Here is a 22,310-nt window from a genome sequence, read left to right as displayed (position 1 = left end):
GACCATGCCGTGGCGTCCCGGGGACCGGATTCTGGATCTCTACGAGGTGCTCGACGAGCCCCTCGCCGGTGGCATGGGCCTGGTCTACCGGGTCCGGCACCCCGGCTGGGACATCGACCTCGCGGTCAAGGTGCCGCGCCCCGGGCGACTGTCCACCGAGGCGCACCGTGCCCGGTTCGAGGCCGAGGCGGGCACCTGGGTCGGGCTGGGCCTGCACCCCCACGTGGTCAGCTGCGCCTACGTGCGCCGGGTCGACGGGCTGCCCTGCGTGTTCGCCGAGTGGGTCGCCGGTGGGTCACTGGACCATCTGGTCCGGGCCGGGCGGCTGCACGAGGGACCGGACGCCCCCGACGGCGGGTTCCTCGCCCGTGCCCTCGACCTCGCCGTGCAGTCGGCGTGGGGCATCGACCACGCCCACCGGCAGGGCGTGATCCACCAGGACGTCAAACCCGCGAACATCATGGTCGGCCTCGACGGCGACTGGACCGCGAAGGTCACCGACTTCGGGTTGGCCGGTGCCCACGCCGCCGCCGACGGGGCCGCCGGCACGGCGGTGGACGCCAGCCTGGGCGCGAGTTTCGGCGGCATGACCCCCGCCTACTGCTCGCCCGAGCAGGCCGAGGCGGCGGCCGGCGCGCGGGTCACCCTCACCCGGGCCACCGACGTCTGGTCGTGGGCGCTGTGCGTGTGGGAGATGTTCGCCGGCCGCCGCCCCTGCCGCTACGGTCAGGCGGCGCGGGAGGCGTTCGCCGACTACCTGGCGGCGGACCGGACCGGGCCGGCGGCGCAGCCGATGCCGCAGGGGGTCGTCGACCTGCTCCGGGAGTGCTTCGACGTCGACCCGTCGACCCGTCCGCACAGCCTCGCCGACCTGGCCACGACTCTCGTCGGAACGTACGCCGACGTCCTCGGCGTCCGCTATCCACGGGTGCCGCCGTCGGCGGCGGGCCTGCTCGCCGGCAGCCTCTCCAACCAGGCGCTCTCGCTGCTCGACCTCGACCGGCCGGCGGAGTCGGAACACCTGTGGCGCTCCGCCGTCGACGTCGACCCGCACCATCCTGCCGCCGTCTACAACTGGGCGCTGTACCGGTGGCGGCACGGCCGGATCACCGACGAACAGGTGCTCGGGGAGTTGCAGGCGGCGCGGGAGATCGCGGGGGAGGACTGGCGGGCCGACCACCTGCTGGGGTTGGTGCACGCCGAACGGGGTGACGACGAGGCGGCCCGGCCGTTGCTGGCCGCCGCGCCCGCCGGACCCGAGGTCGCCGAGGTGGCCGCCGCCGTGGCCCGGCGCGGCACGGAACCCGGATCGCGGCGGCTGTCCGGCCACCGCGGCACAGTGGCAGCCGTCGCCGTCGACCACGCCGGTCGGGTGATCGTCAGCGGCGGCGCGGACGGCAGCCTCCGGGTGTGGTCGCCGACCGGGCGGCCCGGGGTCCGCGAACTCGGTGCGGACGGGGCGGGTGCCGCCGTCACGGCCCTGACCGTCGACCGGGACGGCCGGGCCGCGCTCGTCGTCCGCGAGAGGGACCGGGTCGAGTGCTGGGACCTGGCGCGGGCCGGGTGCGTCCGGGTGCCGTCCGACCAGCGGGCCGCGGTGACCGCGGTGGCGCTCACCGCGGCGGGCACGGCCGCCATCGGGTACGACAACGGCCGGATCGAGATCCGGGACACGGCTGACGGGCGGCTGCGGCGCACCCTGGAACATCCGCCGAGCACCCACCAGAACCTGGATGCGGCGGGCCGGATCCTGCCGGAGATCCGGGAGAGCCCCGCCAGGGTCACCGTGCTGGGCCTGAGCGAGGACGGCGCGGTAGCGGTGTCGGCGGCGCCAGGTGACGGCAGTGTGGTGGTCTGGGAGGTCGACACCGGGCGCTGGATGCACCGCCTGGTCAAGGCCGCCGACATGCGGATGACCGGGGTCAACCAGGTGGCGTTGGGCGGGTCCGGCCGGTACGCCCTGCTGATCGGGCACCAGTCGCGGATGGTGCACCTGTGGGAGACCCGGCCCAACCGGGTGCGGGGGCCGGTGCCGAACAACCTGAACCGGCACGCGGAGATCGTGCTCAGCGGGGATGGTGAGCGGGCGGTCTCCGGCGGGTTCGGCACCCCCGACCAACCGGCCCGGGTCTGGGAGACGGTTTCCGGCCGGTGCCTGCGTACCGTCGCCATGCGCACCGACGGGCTACCCCCGGAATTGGCCGGTCTCGTGTGGCCCACCCGCGTGGCGATCAGCGGGGACGGCGCGCTGGCCGTCGTCGGTGACGAGTACGGGGGGCTGCACGTCCACCGGCTGCCCCGCCCCGACCTGCGTGCCCCGTGGAGCTACGAGCGGCCCCTGGCGGCGGGAGCGGTGCTGGCGGCCGAGGCGCAGGTCCGGCAGCGGATCGCCGGTGCGGAGGCGCTCGCCCACCAGGGCCGGACGGCCGACGCGGCCGCTGAGGTGCGGGCCGCCCGCGAGCTGGTCGGGTTCGAGCGTCACCCGCAGCTGCGGGAACTGTGGGAGCGGTTGGGGCGGACGGCGGGCGGGCGGACCGCGCCCCTGGGCATCTGGCAACGGTACGAACTGCGCGGTGGCCAGTTCACCTTCGTGGCCGGATTGGCCCCGGCGCTGAGCGTCGACGGCGACCTGGCGGTGACAGCTGGCACCGACGGCCTGCTCCGGGTGTGGGAGCTGCGGACCGGCAGGCAACGGCACACCTTCGCGGAGCGGGTGGGCAACACGCACACCATCGTGTTGTCCACCGATGCCCGGTTCGCCGTCAGCGCGGACTGGGCCGGAACCGCCCACCTGTGGGACCTGACGACCGGACGACGGCGGGCCGAACTGCACGGCGACCGGGGCGCGGTGCGGGCGGTCGCGATGGACGGCGCGGGCCGGTACGCGGTCGTCGGTGACGCCGAGGGGAACCTGTGCCTGTGGAACCTGGAGCAGGCCCACCTGATCCGCACGATGGTGGCGCACCGGGGGCCGGTGTGGACGGTCCGACTCAGTGACGACGGCCGGTACGCCGCGTCGGTCGGTGCCGAGGACGGGACGTGTCGGTTGTGGCGGACGGGCACCGGCAGGCCGGTGCTCACCATCTCCGTCGAGTTCGGCGACCGGGTGCCGGTGCGGTTCACCCCGGACAGCCGGCAGCTCCTGGTCAACTCGACGGGGGAGCTGACCGCGTGGGACGTGCACACCGGCCGGCAGCGGTACGCCGTACCGGGCCGGGGCGACGCCATGGCGCTAAGCCGGGACGGACGGATCGGGCTCGTCCGGGCGTACGACGGGTCGTACGACCGGGTGGTGTCGGTGTGGGAGGCGGCGACCGGGCGGGTGGTGTGCACACTCGACTCGGAGGCGGACGTGTTCGACGTGAGCCCGGACGGGCGGCACGCGGTGACCGCCGACGCGGACCGTACGCTGCGCATCTGGGACGTCCGGACGGGACGACGCCTGCACACCTGCGACGGCCATCCGGAGCCGGTGTCGTCGGTGGCCTTCACGGCGGACGGCCGCAGTCTGGTGTCGACGGACAACCGACCGGCGATCCGGCGGTGGGAGCTGGACTGGGACTACGACTTCACGGGCTGATCCGCAGCCGGGCCGAGCCGAGCCGGGTGCTGAGCCCACCGCCGGCCATCGGCTCGATCACCTGGTCGGTGTACGCCGCCGCGCGCAGCGCGTCGTCGTGGGCGGCCCGCTGCTTGCGGGAGAACCGGCGGCGGTCGACCGCGAGGTCGGCCACGACCGGCGGGATGAGCTCGTGGAACTCCGCCGGCACCCCGGCGATGTTGCGTTCGTAGTGGGGATCGTCCGGATAGGTCAGGGTCAGCGTGACGGGTGGCTCGCCGCGCAGCCGCCCGTTCAGGGCGCGCAGGGACCCGGCGAGGAACTCCAGGGCGATGTTCACGTCGCTCGACAGCCCGACGTTGTTCGCGTCCGGCTGGTAGCCGAGCGGGGCGTCCTCGGGCACCACGAACCGCACGGAGACCTGCTTGGCGGGCAACTCCAGCAGCAGGCGGGGCCATGGTCCGCCGCCCTCGATGGTGACGTCCACCCGCTGGGGGTCGAGGGACAGCCGCAGGCTGAGCCGGTCGATCATCGCCAGGGCCTCGGGCGGCAGGTCGTCCTGCCGGTACGGGCCCCGGCTGCGGGTCCGCAGCGCGTCCGCGTGCATGGTGGCCAGCACGTGTGCACCGGCGTGGTCGATCGTCAGGGCGAGCGGGTGGACCGCCAGGTCCCTCATGACCCGGACGACCGCGCCGATCAGCACTGAGGGTGCCGCAGCGGTGGCCATCGCCTGCCCTTCCGTCAGGTGTGGGCACAGTGACCGCCAGTGTCGCACATGAATGTGTCGGGTCCTGCCGTCCGATGGGGTGCCGTCGGCCGGGGTCGGACCGCAACGGTGACCTCGCCGACGGACGTCAACTCGGTGTGACGTATCCTGTACGCGACTCTGAGTGATCAATCAGGGCGATTTGCCAGTCTCGATCCTGTTATGTCATTGCAAGTTGTGATCAATCTTGACCTTATTGATTAATGCTTCTTAAGGTCTATTTTGGTCGCCGGCATGATCAGGAGAGAGAACTGATGGATGAGGTTTCCCTTTCCGATCGTCTGAGTGACCAGCTGAGGCGATTGTGCGAGGCCAGCGGAATCAGTGCGGCAGAACCGCTGGAACTGCTGGAAAGCCTGCTCGGGCCGGCCGGCCCGCAGCCGTTGTCGGCCCCACCACGCTGGCCGTCCAACATTGCCGACGACCACACTCCGGTGGAGTTCTCCGTCGCTTTCAGCGGCACCGAACCGCCGACGGTGCGGATTCTCGGCGAGACGTTGGGAACGCCACCCGGCCGCCTGACCAACATGTTCGCCACCCAGCGGTTCCTCGACCGGCAGGCGCACCGCGCCGGCCTGTCCACCTCCCGGCTGGACTCGGTACGCGACCTGTTCGCCACGTACGACCCGCAGGGTGCCTTTGCCGTCTGGTGCTCGTTGGTGTTCCGCAACGGTAGGCGACCCGAGTTCAAGGTCTACCTCAATCCGGAACTGCGGGGGGTCGACCGGGCGTCGGGCCTCGTCGCCGAGGCGCTGCACCGGCTCGGCCTGGGTCGGTCCTACCGGGCGATGCTCGACCACGGCATCCGGCCGGGCGAACTGGGCCGCCGGGACCGGCTGACGTTCTTCGCCCTCGACCTGCACGACAGCGTCCAGGCGCGGGTCAAGGTCTACCTGACCCACCACGACGCCGGGGTGGCCGACGTCGTCCGGGCGGCCGGGGTGGTCGACGGTGTGGACACCACCCGGCTCGCCGAGTTCGCCAGGCTGGCCGGTGGCGGTCGGACCCGGTTCGCCGGCCTCCCGCTGGTGGGCAGCTACACCCTCGTCGAGGGGGCGGGCCGACCGGTCGGCTACAGCCTCTACGTGCCGATCCGCGGCTACGTCGACGACGACGAGGAGGCGTACGACCGGGTGGTGGCGGTGCTGGACCGCTACGGCTTCGGTCGTTCGGTGCTGGACCGGGCACTCGCCGCGGTGGCCCGGCGGCCGCTGCGCGACGGCGTCGGGCTGATCCCGCACCTGTCGCTGCGGCTGGGCGCCCCCCGCCCGGGGGTGACCGTCTACCTGTCCGCCGAGGCGTACCAGGTGACCCCGCCGGCACGCCGCCCGGTGACCGTCGACCGCACCGCGCTGGCGACCCCGACCGGCCGGGCCGGCGCGGGACACCCCTGACCGTCCATCGAGGAGCGAACAGTGCCCGTCGACGCCTACGCGATGCTGCCCCCGTACCGGATCAAGGTGGTCGAACCGATCCCCTTCCTCGACCCGCAGGAACGGCGGGCGGCCCTCGCGGACGCCGGATACAACCCGTTCGAGCTGCGCGCCGACCAGATCACCATCGACCTGCTGTCGGACTCCGGCACCGGGGCCACCTCGGCCGCGCAGGAGGCCGCCGCCGCGCTCGGCGACGAGTCCTACGCCGGGGCACGCTCCTGGTTCCGGTTCCGCGACGAGGTACGCGACCTCACCGGATATCCGCACCTGCTCCCCGTGCACCAGGGGCGGGCCGGCGAACGGGTGCTCTTCACCAGCCTGCTCCGACCCGGCCAGCTCTGCCTCAGCAACACCCACTTCGACACCACCCGCGCCAACGTCACGCTGGCCGGCGCGGAGGCCCGGGACCTGCCCTGCCCGGCCGCGTTCGACCTCGACAGCGCGGAGCCGTTCAAGGGCGACATCGACCTCGACGCGTTGGCCGCCACGCTCACCGGGCCGGAACGCGACCGGGTCGGGCTGGTCCTCATCACGATCACCAACAACGGCCTCGGCGGGCAACCGGTGTCGATGGCCAACCTCACCGCCGTCCGCGACCTGTGCCGGGCGCACCGGGTGCCGTTCTTCCTGGACGCGGCGCGGTTCGCCGAGAACGCCTGGCTGGTCGGGCAGCGCGAGTCCGGCTACCGGGACTGGACGCCCCGGCAGATCGCCAGCCACGCCTTCGGGCTCGCCGACGGCTGCGTGGTGAGCCTCAAGAAGGACGGCCTGTCGGCCATCGGCGGGCTCATCGGGCTGCGCGACGACGACCTGTTCGCCAGGTGCGAGGCCAACCTGATCGCCACCGAAGGGTTCTCCACCTACGGCGGGCTGGCCGGCCACGACCTGGAACGGCTCGCCCAGGGGCTGCGCGAGGTGGTCGACCCCGCGTACCTGCGGGCGCGGGCCGCCTCCACCGACCGACTGGCCCGGCTGATCAACGAGGCCGGGGTGGACACCGTGCAACCCGCCGGCATCCACGCCCTCTACCTCAACGCCGGCCGGTTGCTGCCCCACCTGTCCCCGGCGCAGTTCCCCGGGCACGCCCTCGGCTGCCAGCTCTACCTCGACGGGGGCATCCGCTGCGCCGAGCTGGGCTCGCTCTATCTCGGCGGGATGGACGACCGGCACCGACTGGTCACCCCGGCCCCCTTCGAACTGGTGCGCCTGGCCATCCCGCGTCGCGTCTACACCGACACCCACTTCGAGTACGTGGCCGCCGTGCTCGCCGACATCGCCAAGGAACCCGGCCGGGTCCCCGGCTACCGGGTGGTCTCGTCGCCGCCCCTGCTCCGCCACTTCAAGGTGCGGTTGGCGCAGCTCCCGACGGGAGGCGGCGGCACCGACTGAACCGGTACGTCCGGCTCCGGTCCGCCCGGCCGGAGCCGGCCGGCACGCCGCCGGGTCGCTCAGGCGGTGGCGGGCAGCCGGGACAGGGCGTGCCGCACCAGTTCGATCAGCGCCTGCTTGCTGGAGGCCCGGTCCCGGGCGTCGCACCACAGCAGCGGAACGGTCTCGTCCAGCTCCAGCGCGGCGCGGATCTCCTCCTCGGTGTAGGGGCACTCACCGAAGAACCGGTTGACGGCGGCGACGAACGGGATGCCCCGCCGCTCGAAGTAGTCGACCGCCGGGAAACTGGTGCCGAGCCGGCGGGTGTCGACGAGCACGATCGCCCCCACCGCGCCCTGGGCCAACTCGTCCCAGATGAACCAGAACCGGTCCTGCCCCGGGGTGCCGAACAGGTAGAGCACCACGTCGTTGCTGATGGTGATCCGCCCGAAGTCCAGGGCGACGGTCGTGCTGGACTTGCCCTCCACGCCGGTGAGGTCGTCCACCCCGATGCTGGCCTGGGTGAGGACCTCCTCGGTGACCAGTGGCGGAATCTCGCTGACCGATCCGACCAGGGTGGTCTTGCCGGTGCCGAAGCCGCCCGCCACGACGACCTTCACCGATTTCCGATCCACGTGTATCAGTCCCTCTTCTATATCCGCTGAAGGCCGGCGAGAACCGTTTCCAGCAGCCACCGGTCGGCGATCTTCTCCTGTGCCGGTGAGCCGATGTCCAGAAACCCCTGCTCGTGGAGCACGTCGACCATCACCTTGGTGATGGCGAGCGGCCGGTGCAGGTAGGCGCCGATCTCGGCGATGGAGATCCACCCCGTGCACTGGTGCAGGATCTCCCGGTACTCCAGCTCCAGCCGGGTCTGGTCGGCCGGTAGGGCGATGACCTGGGTGGCCAGGTCGAGGCTGGTGTTGCGGGGACTCGTCCGCCCGTTGACGAGGATGTACAACGGCACCAGCCGGCCGGCCTCCGCCTCGTCGTCGCCGTCCCACACGTCGTGACTCATGGTTTCGACCCGGGTCGGTCGGCGAGCAGCGCGCCGTCGAGGCGGACCTCGGAGCCGAGATAGTCGCCGATGCGGGTCACCAGGCGGCTCATCTCGTACGCGACGGTGCCCATGTCGACTGACTGTTCGCAGAGCACCGCCAGCCGCGCGTTCTGCCCGGCGGCGGCCACGAACAACGTCCGCCCCTCGTACTCGATGATGACCTGTTGGACCGGGCCGCTGTCGAACCGGCGGCCCATCCCCGCGGCGATGCTGTGCAGGGACGACGCGCCGGCGGCCAACAGCTCCCCGGCGTCCTGCGGGAGTGAGGTGGATTTCTGCACGATCAGCCCGTCGGTGGACAGGACAACCGCGTAGACCACGTCAGGGACCTCCACCAGATCGTCGAGGATCCAGGTCAGATCGTTCTGCGATGCGGAGTGGGTCATACGTTCCTGCCTTGGTCGTCTCTGCTGGCGGAGTCCCCGTTTTTCGCCGCCCGGCCGGCGGCCCAGGCCTTCTGGTACCTGCTGAACCGGTCCCGGGCCTCCTCGGGTGACCTGGCGGGAGCCGGCGTGGCGTCGGGCTGCTGCCCGGGCAGACTGTCGTCGCGCAACTCGGGGGCGAGGTGCTGCTGCGGCCGGCGGTGCGGCAGCGGCGGCCGGTCGGCGACCTGCGGGCCGGACGAACCGCCGCGCACCGCGCCACGCTGCGCCGGAACTTCGGTCATGATGCCCCCGCTGCGGTCGGAGTGTCGCTCCCCGGTGGGACCGGCCGGCACCCGCCCGGCACCGCCCGGTGCCGTGGTCGCCACGGCGGTGGGCCGGGCCCCGGCCGCGGGGTGCAACTCCTGCCGGCCGCCGCCGACCGGCAGCACCGCACCGACGCCGGGCCGCGACATCGCGGTGGCGACGGAGCCGAGCGGAAGGATGCCGGGGTCGGTACGGTCCAGTTCGGCGGCGTACGACTCGGTGACGATCACCCGGTCGGGCAGCAGCACGATCGCCAGCAGGCCGCCGTACGCCGACGCGCGCAGGCTCACCTGGACGCCGTCCCGCTTGGCCAGCTCCGCCACCACGTGCAGGCCGACCTGTGCGCCGTCCCTCAGTGCCGTCACGTCCGGGGTGGGCGCGGTGGCGAGCAGGTCGTTCGCCCGCTCCAACGCGTCCGCCCGCATCCCCACGCCGGCGTCCTCGATCTCCACCGCGATGCCGCGCTTGACCTCGATGCAGGTCACCCAGACCGTGGTCTCCGGCGGTGAGAACGCCAACGCGTTGTCCAGCAACTCGGCGATCAGGTGGACGGTGCCGGCCACCGCCGGCCCGGCGACCGCCACGTCCGGCGCGCTGCGCAGGGTGATCCGCTGGTACTGCTGGGCCTCCGCGAAGGCCGCCAGCAGCACCCGGCGTACCGGCACCGGGTTCTGGAAGCGGCGGCCGATCTGACCGCCGGCCAGGATGACCAGGTTCTCCAGGAACCGGCGGGTCTGGGTGAGCTGGTGGTTGATGTCGAACAGTTCGGCCAGCAGCTGCTCGTCGCCGATCCGGTTCTGCAGGTCCTCGATGACCTTCAGGCCGCGTTGCAGGGGGCGTTGCGGGCGGCGGGCCACACCCATCAGCATCGCGATACCCGCCGCCCGGGTCTTCGCCTCGTCGACCGCGGCCCCCGCCGCCGCCTGCAACGACCTGTTGATCACCTCGGCCACCCGGCCGATCTCGTCGCTGCCGTAGTCGGGCAGGGGCAGCTCGGAGGCGAGGTCGACCTTCTCCCGTCGGCGCAGCCGGTCCATCATCGCCGGCAGCTGCTTGTCGACCACCGCCTCGGCGTCCCGGCCGAGCTGGGCCAGGCGTACCGACAACGCCCGGTCCACCAGGATCTGCGACTGCCGGATCGCCCAGATGATCGCGGCGATGACGACGAGCAGGGCGACCAGACTGCCCAGCGAGGCGGTGAGCAGCTGGGTGTTGCCGGTGCGCAGGGTGCGCGCCGAGACCGTGTCGGCCTGCACCACGGTCAGGTTGATCAGATCGTCGGACACCTGCCGGGTGAGCGCTTCCCACCGGGCCCGGTTGAACGACAGGGCACGCGGGGTGCCGGAACGCCACGGCCCATTACTGACCAGGGCACTCTCCGCCGCGACGAGTTCCTTCCAGGAGTCGCTCGCGGTGATGGCGGCGAAGCGTTCCCGGGCCTGCGGTTCGAGGTGCGGGGCCACGTTGGTGAGGTCGGCGTGATAGGCCCCGACCAGGTTGGTGAAGTCGAGATGGTCCTGCGGGCTGAGGGTGCGGGCACCGAAAGCGCCGTCGATGGTGGAACCGGCCCGGGACATCAGGTCGCTGGCGCGGAAAGCCTCCGTCGCCGCGATGCCGCCCTGGGCCGCGGTGGCGTCCGGGACGATTCTCGCCTGGGTGTCGAAGAGGTCGGTCGCGGCGTCGAGCAGGCGGTTGTAGAAATCGTAGACACCCGTCCCGTTGGCCGACCGGGAATCGATGGTGCTCCGCACGCTGGGCAGTTCGTCGAGCATGCCGGCGAGCGTCTCCCACCGGGTCACGATCGAGTCCGGGGCGCCGGCCAGCGCTGAGGCTGCGGCGGGACGCAGGGCGGCCACCCGCTGGTCGGTCTGCTGCCGCTGCTCGATGAGCCGGCTGAGATCCCGGGACGGCTGGGTGAGGTAGCTGACGCTCAGCCGTCGTTCCTGCTGGATCGAGGACAACGCGGAGACCGCCGGGATCGACACCTGCCGGACGCTGTTGGCGACCTGGCGGTTGTAGAAACCCTGGAAGATGAGGTAGCCGGAGGCGACGAGCCAGACGACCAGGGCGACGACGCTGGGAATGAGCACCAGCCTGATCACGCGTCGTTTGATCGACTGCGGTCGACCGGCGCGACCCGGTGTCGTCGGTGCGGCCTGGTCGTCTGAGGCGCGGCGCGGTTCTTCGCGGTCGGCCTGTTTGTGCGCCAAAGTCGTCGTATCCAATCCTGGTCAAGCCATAGACAGCAGCGGTCCTACGCCACTGGTCGACGCCGATGTGTGCCAACCCTACCGTCTATCCGGACCCCGTACCCGACCACGATTCGACGACTGTGGACAGATCCCTATGCTCGTGCAGGTCAGCGATCGAGAAGGGAGATGGTCGACACACCGACGCCACGCCCGAGGCGGTCGGGTGGTCTCCCGCCGGCCCCGGGCTCAGCCCATTGCGGTGTGTTGCGGTGGTAGCACGAGTTCGAGTTCGATCGACTGAGCCTGCGGCTTGGGGCTCGCCGGGATGGGCTCGGGCCGCCCGGTCCCGTAGCCCTGGGCGAAGTCGACCTCCCAGCTCCGTAGGAGTTCGAGGGTCCCCTCGTCCTGCACGTACTCGGCGGCGACGTGGATGCCGAGGCTGTGGCACAGCTCCGCCAGTTTCGACACGACCGCCTGATCGGCCGGTGACCGGCAGAGGTTGACGACGAACATTCCGTCGATCTTCACCAGGTCCACCGGAAGATATTTCAGATGGGCGAGGGCCCCGTATCCGGTACCGAAGTCGTCGAGCGCCAGGCGGCAGCCGGCCTGCCTGATCCCGCTGGCGAACGCCAGCGCTTCGTTACGGTTCTCGATCAGGGCGGTTTCGGTGATCTCGAAGGTCAGGCACTCCGGCTTGACCCGGTGCCGACGGATCGCCTCCTTCACATAGTTGAGCAGGCCCGGATCGGCGATTGACTTTCCGGAAACATTTATCTGGTAATGGGAAGTCTGAGCACCCCGGCCGATCAGTGCCAGGGCGTGGTCGATGACCCACTTGTCCACGGCGAGGATCTCACCGACGCGCTCGGCCATGTCGAGGAAGGCCCAGGGTGCGGTGGGCTCACCGATGTCGTTACGCACCCGGAGCAGGATCTCGTGGCGGGTGACCTGGTTGAGGCGCAGGTCGACGATGGGTTGGGCGTAGAGGGCGAACCTGTTGGCCGACACCGCGCGCCTTACCCGGGACCGACACCGGGCGGTCCGGTCGTCGGCGGCGACCGGCTGATCGAGGACCGTGACCGTGGTGCCGTTGCGGCGCGCGTCCCGGGCCGCGTGCTCACCGTCGACGAGGAGGTCGAACCCGGTGTCGGGGATGCCACTGCCGAAGTGCACCAGGCCCGCCCAGGTGTTGAGGCGCAGGGTTTTCCGGCGGACGACGAACAGGTGGCTGCGGAACGTGTCCACGAGTTGGTCCGCGAGTGACTCGGCGGCCTCCGGGAGACCGTCGACGCAGCCGAGGAGCACCCCCCACAGGCCGGAGCCGACCAGACCCAGTGTCGCGTCGTCGCCGACGGTCGTGCGCAGCAGTTGGGCGATCGCCGCCGCCAGTTCGTCGTGGTCGTCGTCGGTGAGGGCGTCGGGCAGCCGGGTGGCCGGTTCGGTCGCCACGACCACGAGCGTTCCACCGCCGATCCGACGGGCGCGGTCCACCTCGTCGATGAGATAGCCACGCGTCGGCAGCCCGGTCACGGTGTCCGGCACGGCCAGGTCGGCACAGAGCATTGCGCTGCGGATGGCGAGCCGACGGCGCTCCTGCCGGGCCAGTTCCGCTGCGGTGACGTCCTCTCCCGTGGCGATGATCCCCGCCGGCCCGTCGGCGGTGCTGAAGACTTCGAGGTGACAACGTACGTGGCGGACGCTGCCACCGGGGTGGACGACCCGGAAGCCGATGTCGTCAGGCATGCTCCGCTCCCATGCCGTCCGGACGGCATGGCGGACCCGTTCCACGTCTGCGGGATGGACGAGCCGCAGGAGGGTTTCCGGGGTCAGGTGGACCGTCCCCGGGGCCTGTCCGAAGATCATCGCCATCTCGTCCGACCAGCAGAGACGTCCGGCCCCCTGTGCCCGGACCCGGTCGGCCGTCCAGGTGACCGTGCCCTGCTTGGCCAACTGCGCGGCGCGGGCGACCCGGGTCACCTCGTCGACGTCTTCGCTCAGCGGGTCATAGAGGTCGCTGTCGACGAATATCTGGTAGCCGCCCGCGACCGCGGCGTCATAGCGTTCCTGCGCCGCGCGTGCGACGCGGCGAGCGCGGGCGAGTTCGAGAGGACTGGGTCGGCTCGTCTCGGCCAGCGCCAGGACGTCATCGAGATCCACGGCTTCCTCCCTGCCGCCGGTTGCCGTCCGGGCCCGGGTAGCCGGCCTCCTCGGCCAGCTCACGCAACCTCCGCCGGGCGGCGACCTTGTAGGAGCGAACGCTGTTCTCGGTCAGCCCGAGGAGGCGGGCGATCTCCGGATTGGTGAAACCCTCGCGTGCCAGCTGGAACACCTCGGCGTGCCGCGCGGGAAGCTGGTGCAACCAGGTCCGCAGCGCGTCCTGGGCCTCCCACACATCGGCGATGTCGGGATGTGGCGTGGGGGGCAGGTCTTCCGGCGCGACCGCAGCCTCACGTTGACGTCGCTGGCGATCCTTGCGGATCTTGTTCCGGGCCGTGGCGATCACCCAGCCGGTCGGCCTGGTGTAGCTGCGGAGCTTGTGCCACTGGACGCGCCCGTGCAGGTACGCCTCGTTGAGCGCGTCCTCGACCACCTCACGGTCCCGGCACTCCGCGCGGAGGACACGCTCCACGGTGTGGTAGGAGTCCTCCGCGAAGGCGGCGAACTCCCTGTCGTGCTCCGCCTTCACGCGGGCGGCGTCCGCCTGACGCAGCGCCCTCCTGTCGGCCGGCTCGGGCGTCAGGGCGGCAGTGCCCTCGACCTCGATCATGCGGTCTCCCCCGGGGTCTCGCACCGCTGCACGCCGCAGGCGCCGAGCTCCACCTCGCGGTGCCCGTCACGATCACGTTCCACGATCCGTACCAGGTCGTGCCCCGTTGCCGCGAGCCTGACCAGCCCGCTCATCCGGGCGGCGGTGCGTGTCGACGCCTCACGTTCCTCCTGCAACCGCGTCCGGTGCGTGACACAGGCCCGGATCAGCCCCGCCGCCGTCCCGGCGACGACCAGGGCCGCCGCCATCGCCTCGGAGCCGGAGAACATCTCCGCCAGCGCTTCGTTCATCGTTCTCCCCAGTCGCCTCACTCTGTCAATTACTATCCGTGGCGGCTGGCGAATGTAGATACCGCACTGTCCACAATCTTTCTAGAGATCGATGATCAAGCGTTTGAGCAGCTCGTACAGCAAAAAGTCATGCAGATGGCACGCTGGGCGACGAGATTCGGGCGGCCGGTCGGGGTTACTCTCCGATAGCGACAGTCACTTATGGTGACTCACTGATCACCTGTACGTCGGGTTGTCGACGGTCATCCCCACTTCCTCGGTCATGACGAAACCGGCGGGTGGTCGTGGGCGTCCAGTCCGCGTTGGGCTTGATCACCGCCGGTGGCAAGCTCAGCGGACAACCCGCGGACACCCGCGGGAACGCCGGCCGAGGAGCACAGCATGTCGAAGTTGAAGTGGATCACCGGGGTCGCGGTGCTGGCGTGCTCCGGGGCGCTGATGGCCTGCGGGGACGGTGGCGGGACACCAGCCGGGTCGGGCACGGCCACGCCGTCGGGGCCGGCGACGCCCTCCGACGCCGCGACGCCCACCGCCACGACGGTGCCCGACCCGACCGCGCCCCCGGCGAGCCCGTCCCGGCCCGCCGGAAAGCCGTCTGCCACGGCCGGTGCCGGCGGGGTGCTGTCCGGCAAGCGGGAGGTCACCATCGTCCGGGTGCAGGCCGCCGAGTCCGGGGTGGCCCTGGACGGCGGCTCGCTCGTCGAGGTCGACGACGACAGCGGACGCCAACTGTTCGTCCCGACGCCGGCCGGCGGCGGCAAATACCTGATCAAGGCGTACGGCCGGCGCGACGGCCACCCCGCCAACGACGACCCGGCCTGCTGGCAGGTGGTCAACCCCGGCGACGGCACGCCGCTCACCGTCGAGGGGACGGCCTGCGACAAGCGGAAGCCGACGCAGCTGTTCAGCATCGTCGGCAAGGGGAGTGGCGCGTACGCGATCAGCAACGACTCGGCGTTCCTCCAGTTCTCGCCCAGCCGGGGCCTGATCCTCGAAGAGCTGGGCGACGCGCCGTTGCGCAGCACCTTCCGGCTGGTCGACAACGGTCCGGCCCGTACCCCGGCCGGCGGCTGACCCACGATCCGTCCCGGCGGGGTTGGCGGGCGGCCCAGCGGGTACCGGACCCGGCATGCGGATCGTGATCGTGGGGGCCACCGGCAACGTGGGCACGGCGGTGCTGCGCCGGCTGGGTCGGGAACCGGGACTCGACCTGGTCGGCGTCGCCCGCCGGCTGCCCGGCCCCGACGCCGGCGCGCCCTACGCCGGGGTGCGGTGGCACTCCTGCGACATCGGCGCGCCGGGCGCGGTCGACCAGCTCACCGCGATCTTCGCGGGGGCCGCAGCAGTGGTGCACCTGGCCTGGCAGATCCAGCCCAGCCACGACCAGCGCACCCTGCACCGGACCAACGTCGGCGGCAGCCGCGCGGTGATCTCGGCGACCGTCCGGGCCGGGGTGCCCGCCCTGGTGTACGCCTCGTCGGTCGGCACCTACGCGCCCGGCCCGAAGGACCACCCGGTCAGCGAACGGTGGCCGGCGACCGGGGTGCCCGGCTCCTCGTACAGCCGGGACAAGGCCGAGGTCGAGGCGATGCTGGACACCGTCGAGGCCGCCCATCCGCAGCTCCGGGTGGTCCGGCTGCGCCCCGGACTGATCTTCCAACGGGACGCCGGCACCGAGATCACCAGGTACTTCCTCGGACCACTGGCCCCGGTACGACTGCTGCGGCACGGCCGGATCCCGCTCGTACCGGCCAACCGGCGGCTGCGGATGCAGGCGGTGCACGCCGACGACGTCGCCGACGCGTACGCCCGCGCGGTCCTCGGTGAGGCGCGCGGCGCGTTCAACGTCGCCGCGGACCCGGTGCTGACCCCGGAACTGGTGGCCCGGCACTTCAAGGGCTGGACGGTGCCGGTGGCCGCCCCGGTGCTACGTGCCGCTGCCGCGCTGACCTGGCGGTGCCGGCTGCAACCGGTGGACGCCGGCTGGGTGGAGCTGGGGCTCGCCGCGCCGCTGATGTCCAGCGCCCGTGCCGAGACCGAACTCGGCTGGCAGCCGCAGGTCGACGCGGCGACCGCGCTGCGGGAACTGTTCGCCGGGATGGCCGACGGCGCGCACACCGCCGGCCCGCCGATGTCCGGTGTCGCCGACCTGCCCGGCCGGGCCGCCGGCCTGCTCCGGGGCCGCGTCCCCGGCCAGGGCGACCCCTACTGACCCGCGCCACCGGCCGCCGGGTCGTCAGGCATGGGGTCCGTCAGGCGTGGGAGAGGGCGAACGCGGTCAGGAAGCCCAGGACGGTGATCAGGCCGACCAGCAGGTGGGCGTCCTCGAACGCCTCCGGGACCATGGTGTCGGTGATCATCGCGAGGATCGCCCCGGCGGCCAGCGCGGTGATGGTGGCCAGCAGCTCCGGCGGCGCGCCACCCAGCAGGGTGTTGCCGAACAGCGAGGCGACCCCGCTGACCAGGGTGATCGCCGTCCACAGCCCGAAGACGTACCGGCGGGAACGGCCGGCCCGGCGCATGCCGGCGGCGCTCGACAGGCCCTCCGGCACGTTGCTGAGGAAGACCGCGACGACGGTGACCAGGCTGACCGGGCCGCCGGTCAACAGGCTCGCGCCGATCACCACCGACTCGGGTACGCCGTCGAGCAACGCGCCCACCGCGATCGCCGAGCCCGAACCGGGCTGCTCCCGCTCGGAGGGTTGCTCCCCGCCGGAGCGTTTCCGGTGCCGGGCACCCCGTCGGGCGAGGAGCAGGTTGGCCCCGGTATACGCCAACGCCCCGCCCGCAGCGCCGATCGCGGTCGGCAGCAGCCCACCCTGCTCGTGCGCCTCGGCGATCAACTCGAACGAGACGGCGGAGAGCAGCACCCCCGCACCGAACGCCATGATCGACGCGACGACCTTGCGGGGCACCGGCAGGAAGAACCCGACGGCCGCCCCGACCAGGAGAGCGGACCCGGCCAACAGGCCCCACGCCCCGGCTTGCAACCACTGCGGCATTCCGGGGACCGTACCCGCCCCCGCACCGCGTCAACCAGACCCGGCAGCCCCGCCGGGGCCGGCCGCTCAGAAGTCGGCGAACAGGTAGGGCAGCGCGCGGGGAAACAGCCGACGCAACTCGTTCGCCGCCTCCGGGCCGACCTCGCCCAGCCCCCGGATGTGCACCTCGGCCGGGTCGAGCACCCCGTACGCCAGCGCGGACACCCCGGCAGCGGTGAGCGTCGCCGTGGGCACCGGGCCGCCGCCGGTCACCGCCGACCTGCCGCCGGGGGCCAACGCCAGCCGGCCGTCGACGCCGTCGAGCAGGTGGGTGCCGGCGAGCCACCTGTCGTCGACCAGGTCCACCCGTACCCGGCCCGGCCCGGCGGGCAGCCCGGCGAGGGCGTCCACGCTGAGCAGGCGGGCCATCGGTGCCGGCGAGCCGGGCCGGGACACCCGGGCCTCGACGTGCACGGCAAGGTCGGTCAGCCACAACTCGGGCAGGTCGTCGGCGGGGACCCGGAGGCTGATCCGCTCCACCTGGTCGACGTGCCGGGCGAGGAACTGCAACAGCAGGGCGCGGGCGTACGGGTCGGCGGCGAGCAGGTCGTCGCCGACCAGTTCGCCCCCGTGGTCGTCGATCCGGTAGGTGAGCGCACCGACCACGCTGCCGTCGACGGTCGCGGTGATCAGCCATCTGTCGTCCCGGTCCCGCAGGCCCACGTCCCGGAAGTCGGGAAAGATCGCGAAACCGTGCCGCTCCCGCAGGCACCGCTCGGTGAACGAGCGGTAGTGCGGGTAGCCGACGCCGATCCGTTCCCAGCCCACCGTGCCGGGCAGCTCGGCGCGCAGCAGCGGGGCCAGGTCGGCCGGGGAGAACCGGACGGTACGCGCCCGGGGCAGCCCCACGTAGCCGAACCGCTCGTAGAAGCTGGCCCGGAACGGATACAGCGCGGTCACCGGGTGCCCGCCGTCGCGCATCTCGTCGAGGAGCTGGCAGAGCAGCGCGCGCACGTACCCCTGCCGGCGGGCCAGCGGGTGGGTGGCGATCCCGGCGATCCCGGCCATCGGCAGCACCGCGCCGCGCAGGTTCTGCCGCATCGGCACCGCGCTGGCGGTGGCCTGCGCCTCGCCGCCCTCCTCGACGACCAGGGTCCGGTTGCCCTTGTTGTACGGCAGGTAGCGGTGGAACGCCTCGACCCGCTCCCGGCTCAGCGGGGTCGCCTCGAAGGCGTACGCCTGGAGCGGGAAGCTGGTGGTCAGTCGTTCCTCGGCGGCCAGGCGACGGATGAGCATCCGTCCATCCCAACCCGGCCGGCGGTCGGCCGCAACCCGGTTGGCCGGGTTCAGCCCTCGGTCACGTCGGAGACGACCACGGTGACGTTGTCCGGTGCGCCGGCCTGGTGGGCCAGCTTCACCAGTTGCTCACCGCAGTGCCGGCGGTCCTGGTAGCTGACCAGCGCCCCGTGGATCGCCTCGTCGGCCACGTAGTCGGAGAGCCCGTCGCTGCACAGCAGCACCCGGTCCCCGGCGAACACGGTCAGCACGCCGATCGCCGGGGGCGCGTCGGCCCCCTGCACCGCCCGGGTGACCAGGGAACGCTGCGGGTGGTGGCGGGCCTGGTCGGGGGAGAGCGCCCCCTGGTCGACAAGCGCCTGGACGAAGGTGTCGTCCCGGGTGAGCTGGGTCAGCTCCCCGTCGCGCAGCAGGTAGCACCGGGAGTCACCGACCTGGGCGAGGACCAGGGTGTCCCCGGCGAGCAGGGCGGCGGTCAGCGTCGTACCCATGCCCTCGCGGGCCGGGTCGGCGGAGATCGCCGCCCGGATGCGCCGGTTGGCGGTGGAGACCACGGCCCGCAGCGCCTCGGCGGCCTCGTCGGTGCCGGTGGGCGGGACCAGCTCGTCCAGGATGCGGATGACGATCTCGCTGGCCACCTCGCCGGCGGGGAGCCCACCCATGCCGTCCGCCACCGCGACCAGGCGTTCACCGGCGAGGGCCGAGTCCTCGTTGTTGGTGCGGACCAGGCCGACGTCGTTGAGGATGGCCGAGCGGAGGATCAGCGTCATGGGACAAGCTTGCCGGATACACCCTCGCTCCGTCTCTACGCACTAGTACGTAGGGTGGGAGAAATGATCCCGGTGTCCATGGTGGGTCGCGTCGGAGAGCTCGCCGAGCTCGACCGGGCGTGGTCCACCGTGGCCGGTACGGGCCGGTCGGCACCCGCCGTCACGGTTATTACCGGAGCTGCCGGGGTGGGCAAGAGCCGGCTGGTCGCGGCGGCCGTCGAGGGTCTCTCCCCGCGGCCGGCGGTGATCCTCACCGGGACGGCACGGGTGCACGATCCGGCCCCCTACGACTGGCTGGCGGCGGTGCTCAGCGTCCGCGACGTCGGCGTGCTCGACCTGCCGTCCGATGCGCTCGCCTGGTTGGCCCAGCACCCGGCCGCGCCGCGCGAGCGGTACGCCCCCGGCACGCTGCTCCGGCTCGCCGTGCGTACCGTCAGATCGTTGGTGGGTGCGGGCCCGGCCGTGCTGGTGGTGGAGGACCTGCACGACCTCGACCCGGCCAGCCTCAACCTGGTCGTCGAGCTGGCCACCGCGCCGCAGTTGCCGGCGCTGCTGGTGGTGGCGAGCCGGCCGCCGGCCGACGCGGTCGCACCGGATCTCACCCGCCGCGTCCTGGCCCGCCTCTGCGGGGTACGCGGCGCGGTGCGCCAGCACCTCGGCCCGCTCGGCGTCGCCGAGGTGGCCGAGATCCTCACCCAGGTGTACGGCGACAGCCCACTCCCGGCGCGGGTCTGTGCCGGCGTCTGGCAACGCACCGGCGGCAACCCGTACGCGCTCACCGAGCTGTTGGCGGTGCACGCCGGCCGGGGGCTGGAGGCGCTGGTCCGGGAACCGTTGCCGGAGCACCTGCGGATGCCGTCGCCCCGGGCCACCGCCCCACCCGAGGCCGAGCTGACCGGCCGGGAGGTCGAGGTGCTGGGCTGCCTGGTCGCCGGGATGTCCAACAAGCAGGCCGCGCGGGCGCTGGGCATCTCGGTGCGGACGGTGACCGTGCACGTGTCGAACCTGCTGCGCAAGACCGGTTCGGCGTCGCGTACCGAGGCGGCGATCTGGGCGGTGCAGCACCGGGTGCCCGGCGCGGGTCAGGTGCGGGGGTAGCGCAGCAGCAGGCTGGCGGCGACCTCCTCGTCGCCGAGGGCGGCGTAGCCGTGCGGTACGTCGGAGGTCCAGCGTAGGTGGCCACCGGCGGCGGCGGTCAGCGGGGCGTCGAGCGGGCCGGCGCGGAGCACCCCGGCGAAGACCGTCACGTGTTCGGTGACCCCGGGCTGGTGGGCTGGGGAGACCTGTTCCCCGCCGGGGCGGACCCGCAGCCGGTACAGCTCGTAACTGGCGTCGGTGTCGGTGAACGACTCCAGCAGGGTGGCGACGACCGTGGTGCCCCGCACGGTCGGGGTGGCGGCGGGCCCGGCGAGTACGGCCGCCAGCGGTACGCCGAGCTGGGCGGTGATCGCGTAGAGCGTCTCCAGGGTGGGGTTGCGGGTGCCGTTCTCCAGCGCCGAGAGGGTGGCCTTCCCGACCCCGGCGCTTCGGGCCAGCGTGGAGAGGGAGACCCCGCGTTCGATCCGCAGCGCGCGCAGCCGGTGGCCGACCGCCCCGGCGTCGGTGTCGGGCGCGGGCCGGCGGGCTGGGCGGGACGGGGTCATCCGGCTATGGTGCTACACGCCGCTGTTCCGTAAACGGAACGATGGGCGGCGGCCGGGTGCGAGGGGGAGTGTGGTGGGGGATCGGTTGCAACCGGTGCTGGCCGGCGTGGTGACCGCCGTGGTCGGCTTCGCCAGCTCGTTCACCGTCGTGCTCGCCGGGCTGCGGGCGGTCGGCGCCAGCGAGGCGCAGGCCGCCTCCGGGCTGCTCACGGTGAGCGTCGCCGCCGGGATCTGCGCGACCTGGCTCGGCCTGCGGCACCGGATGCCGATCGCGATAGCCTGGTCCACGCCGGGCGCGGCGCTGCTGGTCGCCACCGGGCCGGTCCCCGGCGGGTGGCCCGCCGCAGTGGGCGCTTTCGCGCTGTGCGGGCTGCTCATCGTCACCGCCGGCCTCTTCCCCGCGCTGGGCCGGGCGGTGGCCGCCATCCCCGCCCCGGTGGCGGCGGCGATGCTGGCCGGGGTGCTGCTGCCGCTGTGCACCGCCCCGGTACGCGCGTTGGTCGAGGTGCCGGTCCTGGCCGCCCCGGTGATCCTGACCTGGCTGGTGCTGCACCGGTTCGCCCCCCGGTGGGCGGTCCCCGCCGCGCTGGTGGCGGCGGCGGTGGTGATCGCCCTGACCACGACCGGCGTGGGGGTCAGCCCCGGTGACCTGCGCCCGGTGGTGTCGCCGACCGTGCCGACGTTCACCCTGCCCGCCGTGGTCGGCCTGGCGCTGCCCCTGTTCCTGGTCACCATGGCCGCGCAGAACGTGCCAGGCACGGCGGTGCTGCGCGGCTTCGGCTACCGGCCGCCGCTCGCCCCGGCGCTGCGCGCCACCGGGCTGGCCAGTGCGCTCGGTGCCGCCACCGGCGGGCACGCGGTCAACCTCGCCGCGATCACCGCCGCCCTCGCCGCCGGCCCCGACGCCCACCCCGATCCGGACCGGCGCTGGATCGCCTCGGTGACCGCCGGCATCGGCCTGGCGCTGCTCGGGCTCGGCGCGGGCGCGGCGACCACGCTGGTGCTGCTCTCCCCGCCGGTGCTCATCGAGGCGGTCGCCGGGCTCGCGCTGCTCGGCGCATTGGCCGGCGCCCTCTCTGCAGCCCTGACCAGCACCGGGAAGTCGGTGAACCCGGCGTCGTCGGTCGTTCCGGATCCCCGCAGCCGGGAGGCCGCCGTGGTCACCTTCGTGGTCACCGCCTCAGGGGTGAGCCTGCTCGGCGTGGGCGGGGCGTTCTGGGGACTGCTCGCCGGCTGCCTGATGCTGCTGCTCTTCCACCGCCGCAGGCCCGTTCCCGCCGCCTGACGGTCCGGTCGACTGGTCCGACCGCCCACCGCCGCGCCTCCACCCGGGATGGCGGGACGCGACGCGGTTCCGCCCGCCTTTCCGGCACCCGCTCCCGCGTCAGGAGGGCATCGCACCGAACCTCCTCGGCCACCGTTCAGCCAGGGGGAACTACCTCTGCGCGTCCTTTCGACCTGACGGCGTCAACGACTCGTTCGCATCCATG

The 22,310-nt window shown here is 72.6% G+C and carries 19 protein-coding genes; 7 read left to right on the top strand and 12 right to left on the bottom strand.

The window, feature by feature from the left end; translation table 11 throughout:
- Nucleotides 1-4: 4 nt before the first annotated feature.
- Nucleotides 5-3,580: a protein kinase domain-containing protein gene (locus ACWCHM_RS27125; protein WP_454220351.1), complete on the top strand. Its 3,576-nt coding sequence runs from the start codon at nt 5-7 to the stop codon at nt 3,578-3,580.
- Here ACWCHM_RS27125 and ACWCHM_RS27120 read toward each other — a convergent pair.
- Nucleotides 3,570-4,235 carry a hypothetical protein gene (locus ACWCHM_RS27120; RefSeq protein ID WP_454220350.1) on the bottom strand — a complete coding sequence of 222 codons (666 nt, stop codon included), beginning with the start codon at nt 4,233-4,235 and terminating at the stop codon, nt 3,570-3,572. The genes ACWCHM_RS27125 and ACWCHM_RS27120 overlap by 11 nt on opposite strands.
- A 392-nt stretch (nt 4,236-4,627) precedes the next feature.
- On the opposite strand from ACWCHM_RS27120, the gene ACWCHM_RS27115 reads away from it, so the two are divergent.
- Together ACWCHM_RS27115 and ACWCHM_RS27110 are read left to right on the top strand one after the other, a co-directional pair.
- Nucleotides 4,628-5,719: a tryptophan dimethylallyltransferase family protein gene (locus tag ACWCHM_RS27115; protein WP_454220348.1), complete on the top strand. Its 1,092-nt coding sequence runs from the start codon at nt 4,628-4,630 to the stop codon at nt 5,717-5,719.
- Between the two features lie 21 nt (nt 5,720-5,740).
- The gene (locus tag ACWCHM_RS27110; RefSeq protein WP_307821188.1) at nt 5,741-7,150 is read left to right on the top strand and encodes a tryptophanase; all 1,410 of its coding nucleotides are present in this window, start codon (nt 5,741-5,743) and stop codon (nt 7,148-7,150) included.
- A gap of 59 nt (nt 7,151-7,209) precedes the next feature.
- Here ACWCHM_RS27110 and ACWCHM_RS27105 read toward each other — a convergent pair whose 3' ends face one another.
- From ACWCHM_RS27105 to ACWCHM_RS27075, 7 genes are all read right to left on the bottom strand, one after another.
- On the bottom strand, nt 7,210-7,764 hold the full coding sequence (locus ACWCHM_RS27105; protein ID WP_204958580.1) for a GTP-binding protein: 555 nt from the start codon (nt 7,762-7,764) through the stop codon (nt 7,210-7,212).
- A gap of 17 nt (nt 7,765-7,781) precedes the next feature.
- Nucleotides 7,782-8,147, bottom strand: a complete 366-nt coding sequence (locus ACWCHM_RS27100; protein WP_088642016.1) for a DUF742 domain-containing protein — start codon at nt 8,145-8,147, stop codon at nt 7,782-7,784.
- Nucleotides 8,144-8,575 carry a roadblock/LC7 domain-containing protein gene (locus tag ACWCHM_RS27095; RefSeq protein WP_204958581.1) on the bottom strand — a complete coding sequence of 144 codons (432 nt, stop codon included), beginning with the start codon at nt 8,573-8,575 and terminating at the stop codon, nt 8,144-8,146. The genes ACWCHM_RS27100 and ACWCHM_RS27095 overlap by 4 nt, the downstream gene beginning before the upstream one ends.
- Complete coding sequence (locus ACWCHM_RS27090) at nt 8,572-10,980, bottom strand: nitrate- and nitrite sensing domain-containing protein (protein ID WP_454220347.1); 2,409 nt, start codon at nt 10,978-10,980, stop codon at nt 8,572-8,574. Before ACWCHM_RS27090 ends, ACWCHM_RS27095 begins: the two co-directional genes overlap by 4 nt.
- A gap of 336 nt (nt 10,981-11,316) precedes the next feature.
- On the bottom strand, nt 11,317-13,230 hold the full coding sequence (locus ACWCHM_RS27085; RefSeq protein ID WP_454220345.1) for an EAL domain-containing protein: 1,914 nt from the start codon (nt 13,228-13,230) through the stop codon (nt 11,317-11,319).
- On the bottom strand, nt 13,217-13,840 hold the full coding sequence (locus ACWCHM_RS27080) for an RNA polymerase sigma factor (RefSeq protein ID WP_454220344.1): 624 nt from the start codon (nt 13,838-13,840) through the stop codon (nt 13,217-13,219). The genes ACWCHM_RS27085 and ACWCHM_RS27080 overlap by 14 nt, the downstream gene beginning before the upstream one ends.
- Nucleotides 13,837-14,130: a hypothetical protein gene (locus tag ACWCHM_RS27075; protein ID WP_204958584.1), complete on the bottom strand. Its 294-nt coding sequence runs from the start codon at nt 14,128-14,130 to the stop codon at nt 13,837-13,839. The genes ACWCHM_RS27080 and ACWCHM_RS27075 overlap by 4 nt, the downstream gene beginning before the upstream one ends.
- A gap of 381 nt (nt 14,131-14,511) precedes the next feature.
- Between ACWCHM_RS27075 and ACWCHM_RS27070 the strand changes: the two genes are divergently transcribed.
- Both ACWCHM_RS27070 and ACWCHM_RS27065 read left to right on the top strand, forming a co-directional pair.
- The gene (locus ACWCHM_RS27070) at nt 14,512-15,204 is read left to right on the top strand and encodes a hypothetical protein (protein WP_454220342.1); all 693 of its coding nucleotides are present in this window, start codon (nt 14,512-14,514) and stop codon (nt 15,202-15,204) included.
- A gap of 55 nt (nt 15,205-15,259) precedes the next feature.
- On the top strand, nt 15,260-16,342 hold the full coding sequence (locus ACWCHM_RS27065) for an NAD-dependent epimerase/dehydratase family protein (RefSeq protein WP_454220341.1): 1,083 nt from the start codon (nt 15,260-15,262) through the stop codon (nt 16,340-16,342).
- Between the two features lie 40 nt (nt 16,343-16,382).
- Here ACWCHM_RS27065 and ACWCHM_RS27060 read toward each other — a convergent pair whose 3' ends face one another.
- The 3 genes from ACWCHM_RS27060 to ACWCHM_RS27050 all read right to left on the bottom strand — a co-directional run bounded on the left by ACWCHM_RS27060 (nt 16,383) and on the right by ACWCHM_RS27050 (nt 19,177).
- A complete protein-coding gene (locus ACWCHM_RS27060; RefSeq protein ID WP_454220339.1) occupies nt 16,383-17,132 on the bottom strand; it encodes a ZIP family metal transporter in 750 nt (249 codons plus the stop codon).
- A gap of 66 nt (nt 17,133-17,198) precedes the next feature.
- Nucleotides 17,199-18,407 carry a GNAT family N-acetyltransferase gene (locus ACWCHM_RS27055; RefSeq protein ID WP_454220338.1) on the bottom strand — a complete coding sequence of 403 codons (1,209 nt, stop codon included), beginning with the start codon at nt 18,405-18,407 and terminating at the stop codon, nt 17,199-17,201.
- A 50-nt stretch (nt 18,408-18,457) separates the two neighbouring features.
- Complete coding sequence (locus ACWCHM_RS27050) at nt 18,458-19,177, bottom strand: PP2C family protein-serine/threonine phosphatase (protein ID WP_204958589.1); 720 nt, start codon at nt 19,175-19,177, stop codon at nt 18,458-18,460.
- A 63-nt stretch (nt 19,178-19,240) separates the two neighbouring features.
- Between ACWCHM_RS27050 and ACWCHM_RS27045 the strand changes: the two genes are divergently transcribed.
- Nucleotides 19,241-20,275, top strand: a complete 1,035-nt coding sequence (locus ACWCHM_RS27045; protein WP_454220336.1) for a LuxR C-terminal-related transcriptional regulator — start codon at nt 19,241-19,243, stop codon at nt 20,273-20,275.
- Here the strand turns inward: ACWCHM_RS27045 and ACWCHM_RS27040 are convergent.
- On the bottom strand, nt 20,260-20,820 hold the full coding sequence (locus ACWCHM_RS27040) for a helix-turn-helix domain-containing protein (RefSeq protein ID WP_204958591.1): 561 nt from the start codon (nt 20,818-20,820) through the stop codon (nt 20,260-20,262). The two genes, ACWCHM_RS27045 and ACWCHM_RS27040, sit on opposite strands and share 16 nt — an antisense overlap.
- A gap of 73 nt (nt 20,821-20,893) precedes the next feature.
- On the opposite strand from ACWCHM_RS27040, the gene ACWCHM_RS27035 reads away from it, so the two are divergent.
- On the top strand, nt 20,894-22,105 hold the full coding sequence (locus ACWCHM_RS27035; RefSeq protein WP_454220335.1) for a benzoate/H(+) symporter BenE family transporter: 1,212 nt from the start codon (nt 20,894-20,896) through the stop codon (nt 22,103-22,105).
- The last annotated feature ends 205 nt before the right edge of the window (nt 22,106-22,310 follow it).

The organism is Micromonospora sp. SCSIO 07396 (genome assembly GCF_053667945.1).
This window is presented reverse-complemented; position numbering and strand designations above follow the sequence as displayed.

Coding starts and splice junctions, on each gene's coding strand:
- ACWCHM_RS27125 (WP_454220351.1), top strand. CDS start 5: ATGCCGTGGCGTCCCGGGGACCGGATTCTGGATCTCTACGAGGTGCTC.
- ACWCHM_RS27120 (WP_454220350.1), bottom strand. CDS start 4,235: ATGAGGGACCTGGCGGTCCACCCGCTCGCCCTGACGATCGACCACGCC.
- ACWCHM_RS27100 (WP_088642016.1), bottom strand. CDS start 8,147: ATGAGTCACGACGTGTGGGACGGCGACGACGAGGCGGAGGCCGGCCGG.
- ACWCHM_RS27095 (WP_204958581.1), bottom strand. CDS start 8,575: ATGACCCACTCCGCATCGCAGAACGATCTGACCTGGATCCTCGACGAT.
- ACWCHM_RS27080 (WP_454220344.1), bottom strand. CDS start 13,840: ATGATCGAGGTCGAGGGCACTGCCGCCCTGACGCCCGAGCCGGCCGAC.
- ACWCHM_RS27075 (WP_204958584.1), bottom strand. CDS start 14,130: ATGAACGAAGCGCTGGCGGAGATGTTCTCCGGCTCCGAGGCGATGGCG.
- ACWCHM_RS27070 (WP_454220342.1), top strand. CDS start 14,512: ATGTCGAAGTTGAAGTGGATCACCGGGGTCGCGGTGCTGGCGTGCTCC.
- ACWCHM_RS27065 (WP_454220341.1), top strand. CDS start 15,260: ATGCGGATCGTGATCGTGGGGGCCACCGGCAACGTGGGCACGGCGGTG.
- ACWCHM_RS27060 (WP_454220339.1), bottom strand. CDS start 17,132: ATGCCGCAGTGGTTGCAAGCCGGGGCGTGGGGCCTGTTGGCCGGGTCC.
- ACWCHM_RS27055 (WP_454220338.1), bottom strand. CDS start 18,407: ATGCTCATCCGTCGCCTGGCCGCCGAGGAACGACTGACCACCAGCTTC.
- ACWCHM_RS27050 (WP_204958589.1), bottom strand. CDS start 19,177: ATGACGCTGATCCTCCGCTCGGCCATCCTCAACGACGTCGGCCTGGTC.
- ACWCHM_RS27045 (WP_454220336.1), top strand. CDS start 19,241: ATGATCCCGGTGTCCATGGTGGGTCGCGTCGGAGAGCTCGCCGAGCTC.
- ACWCHM_RS27040 (WP_204958591.1), bottom strand. CDS start 20,820: ATGACCCCGTCCCGCCCAGCCCGCCGGCCCGCGCCCGACACCGACGCC.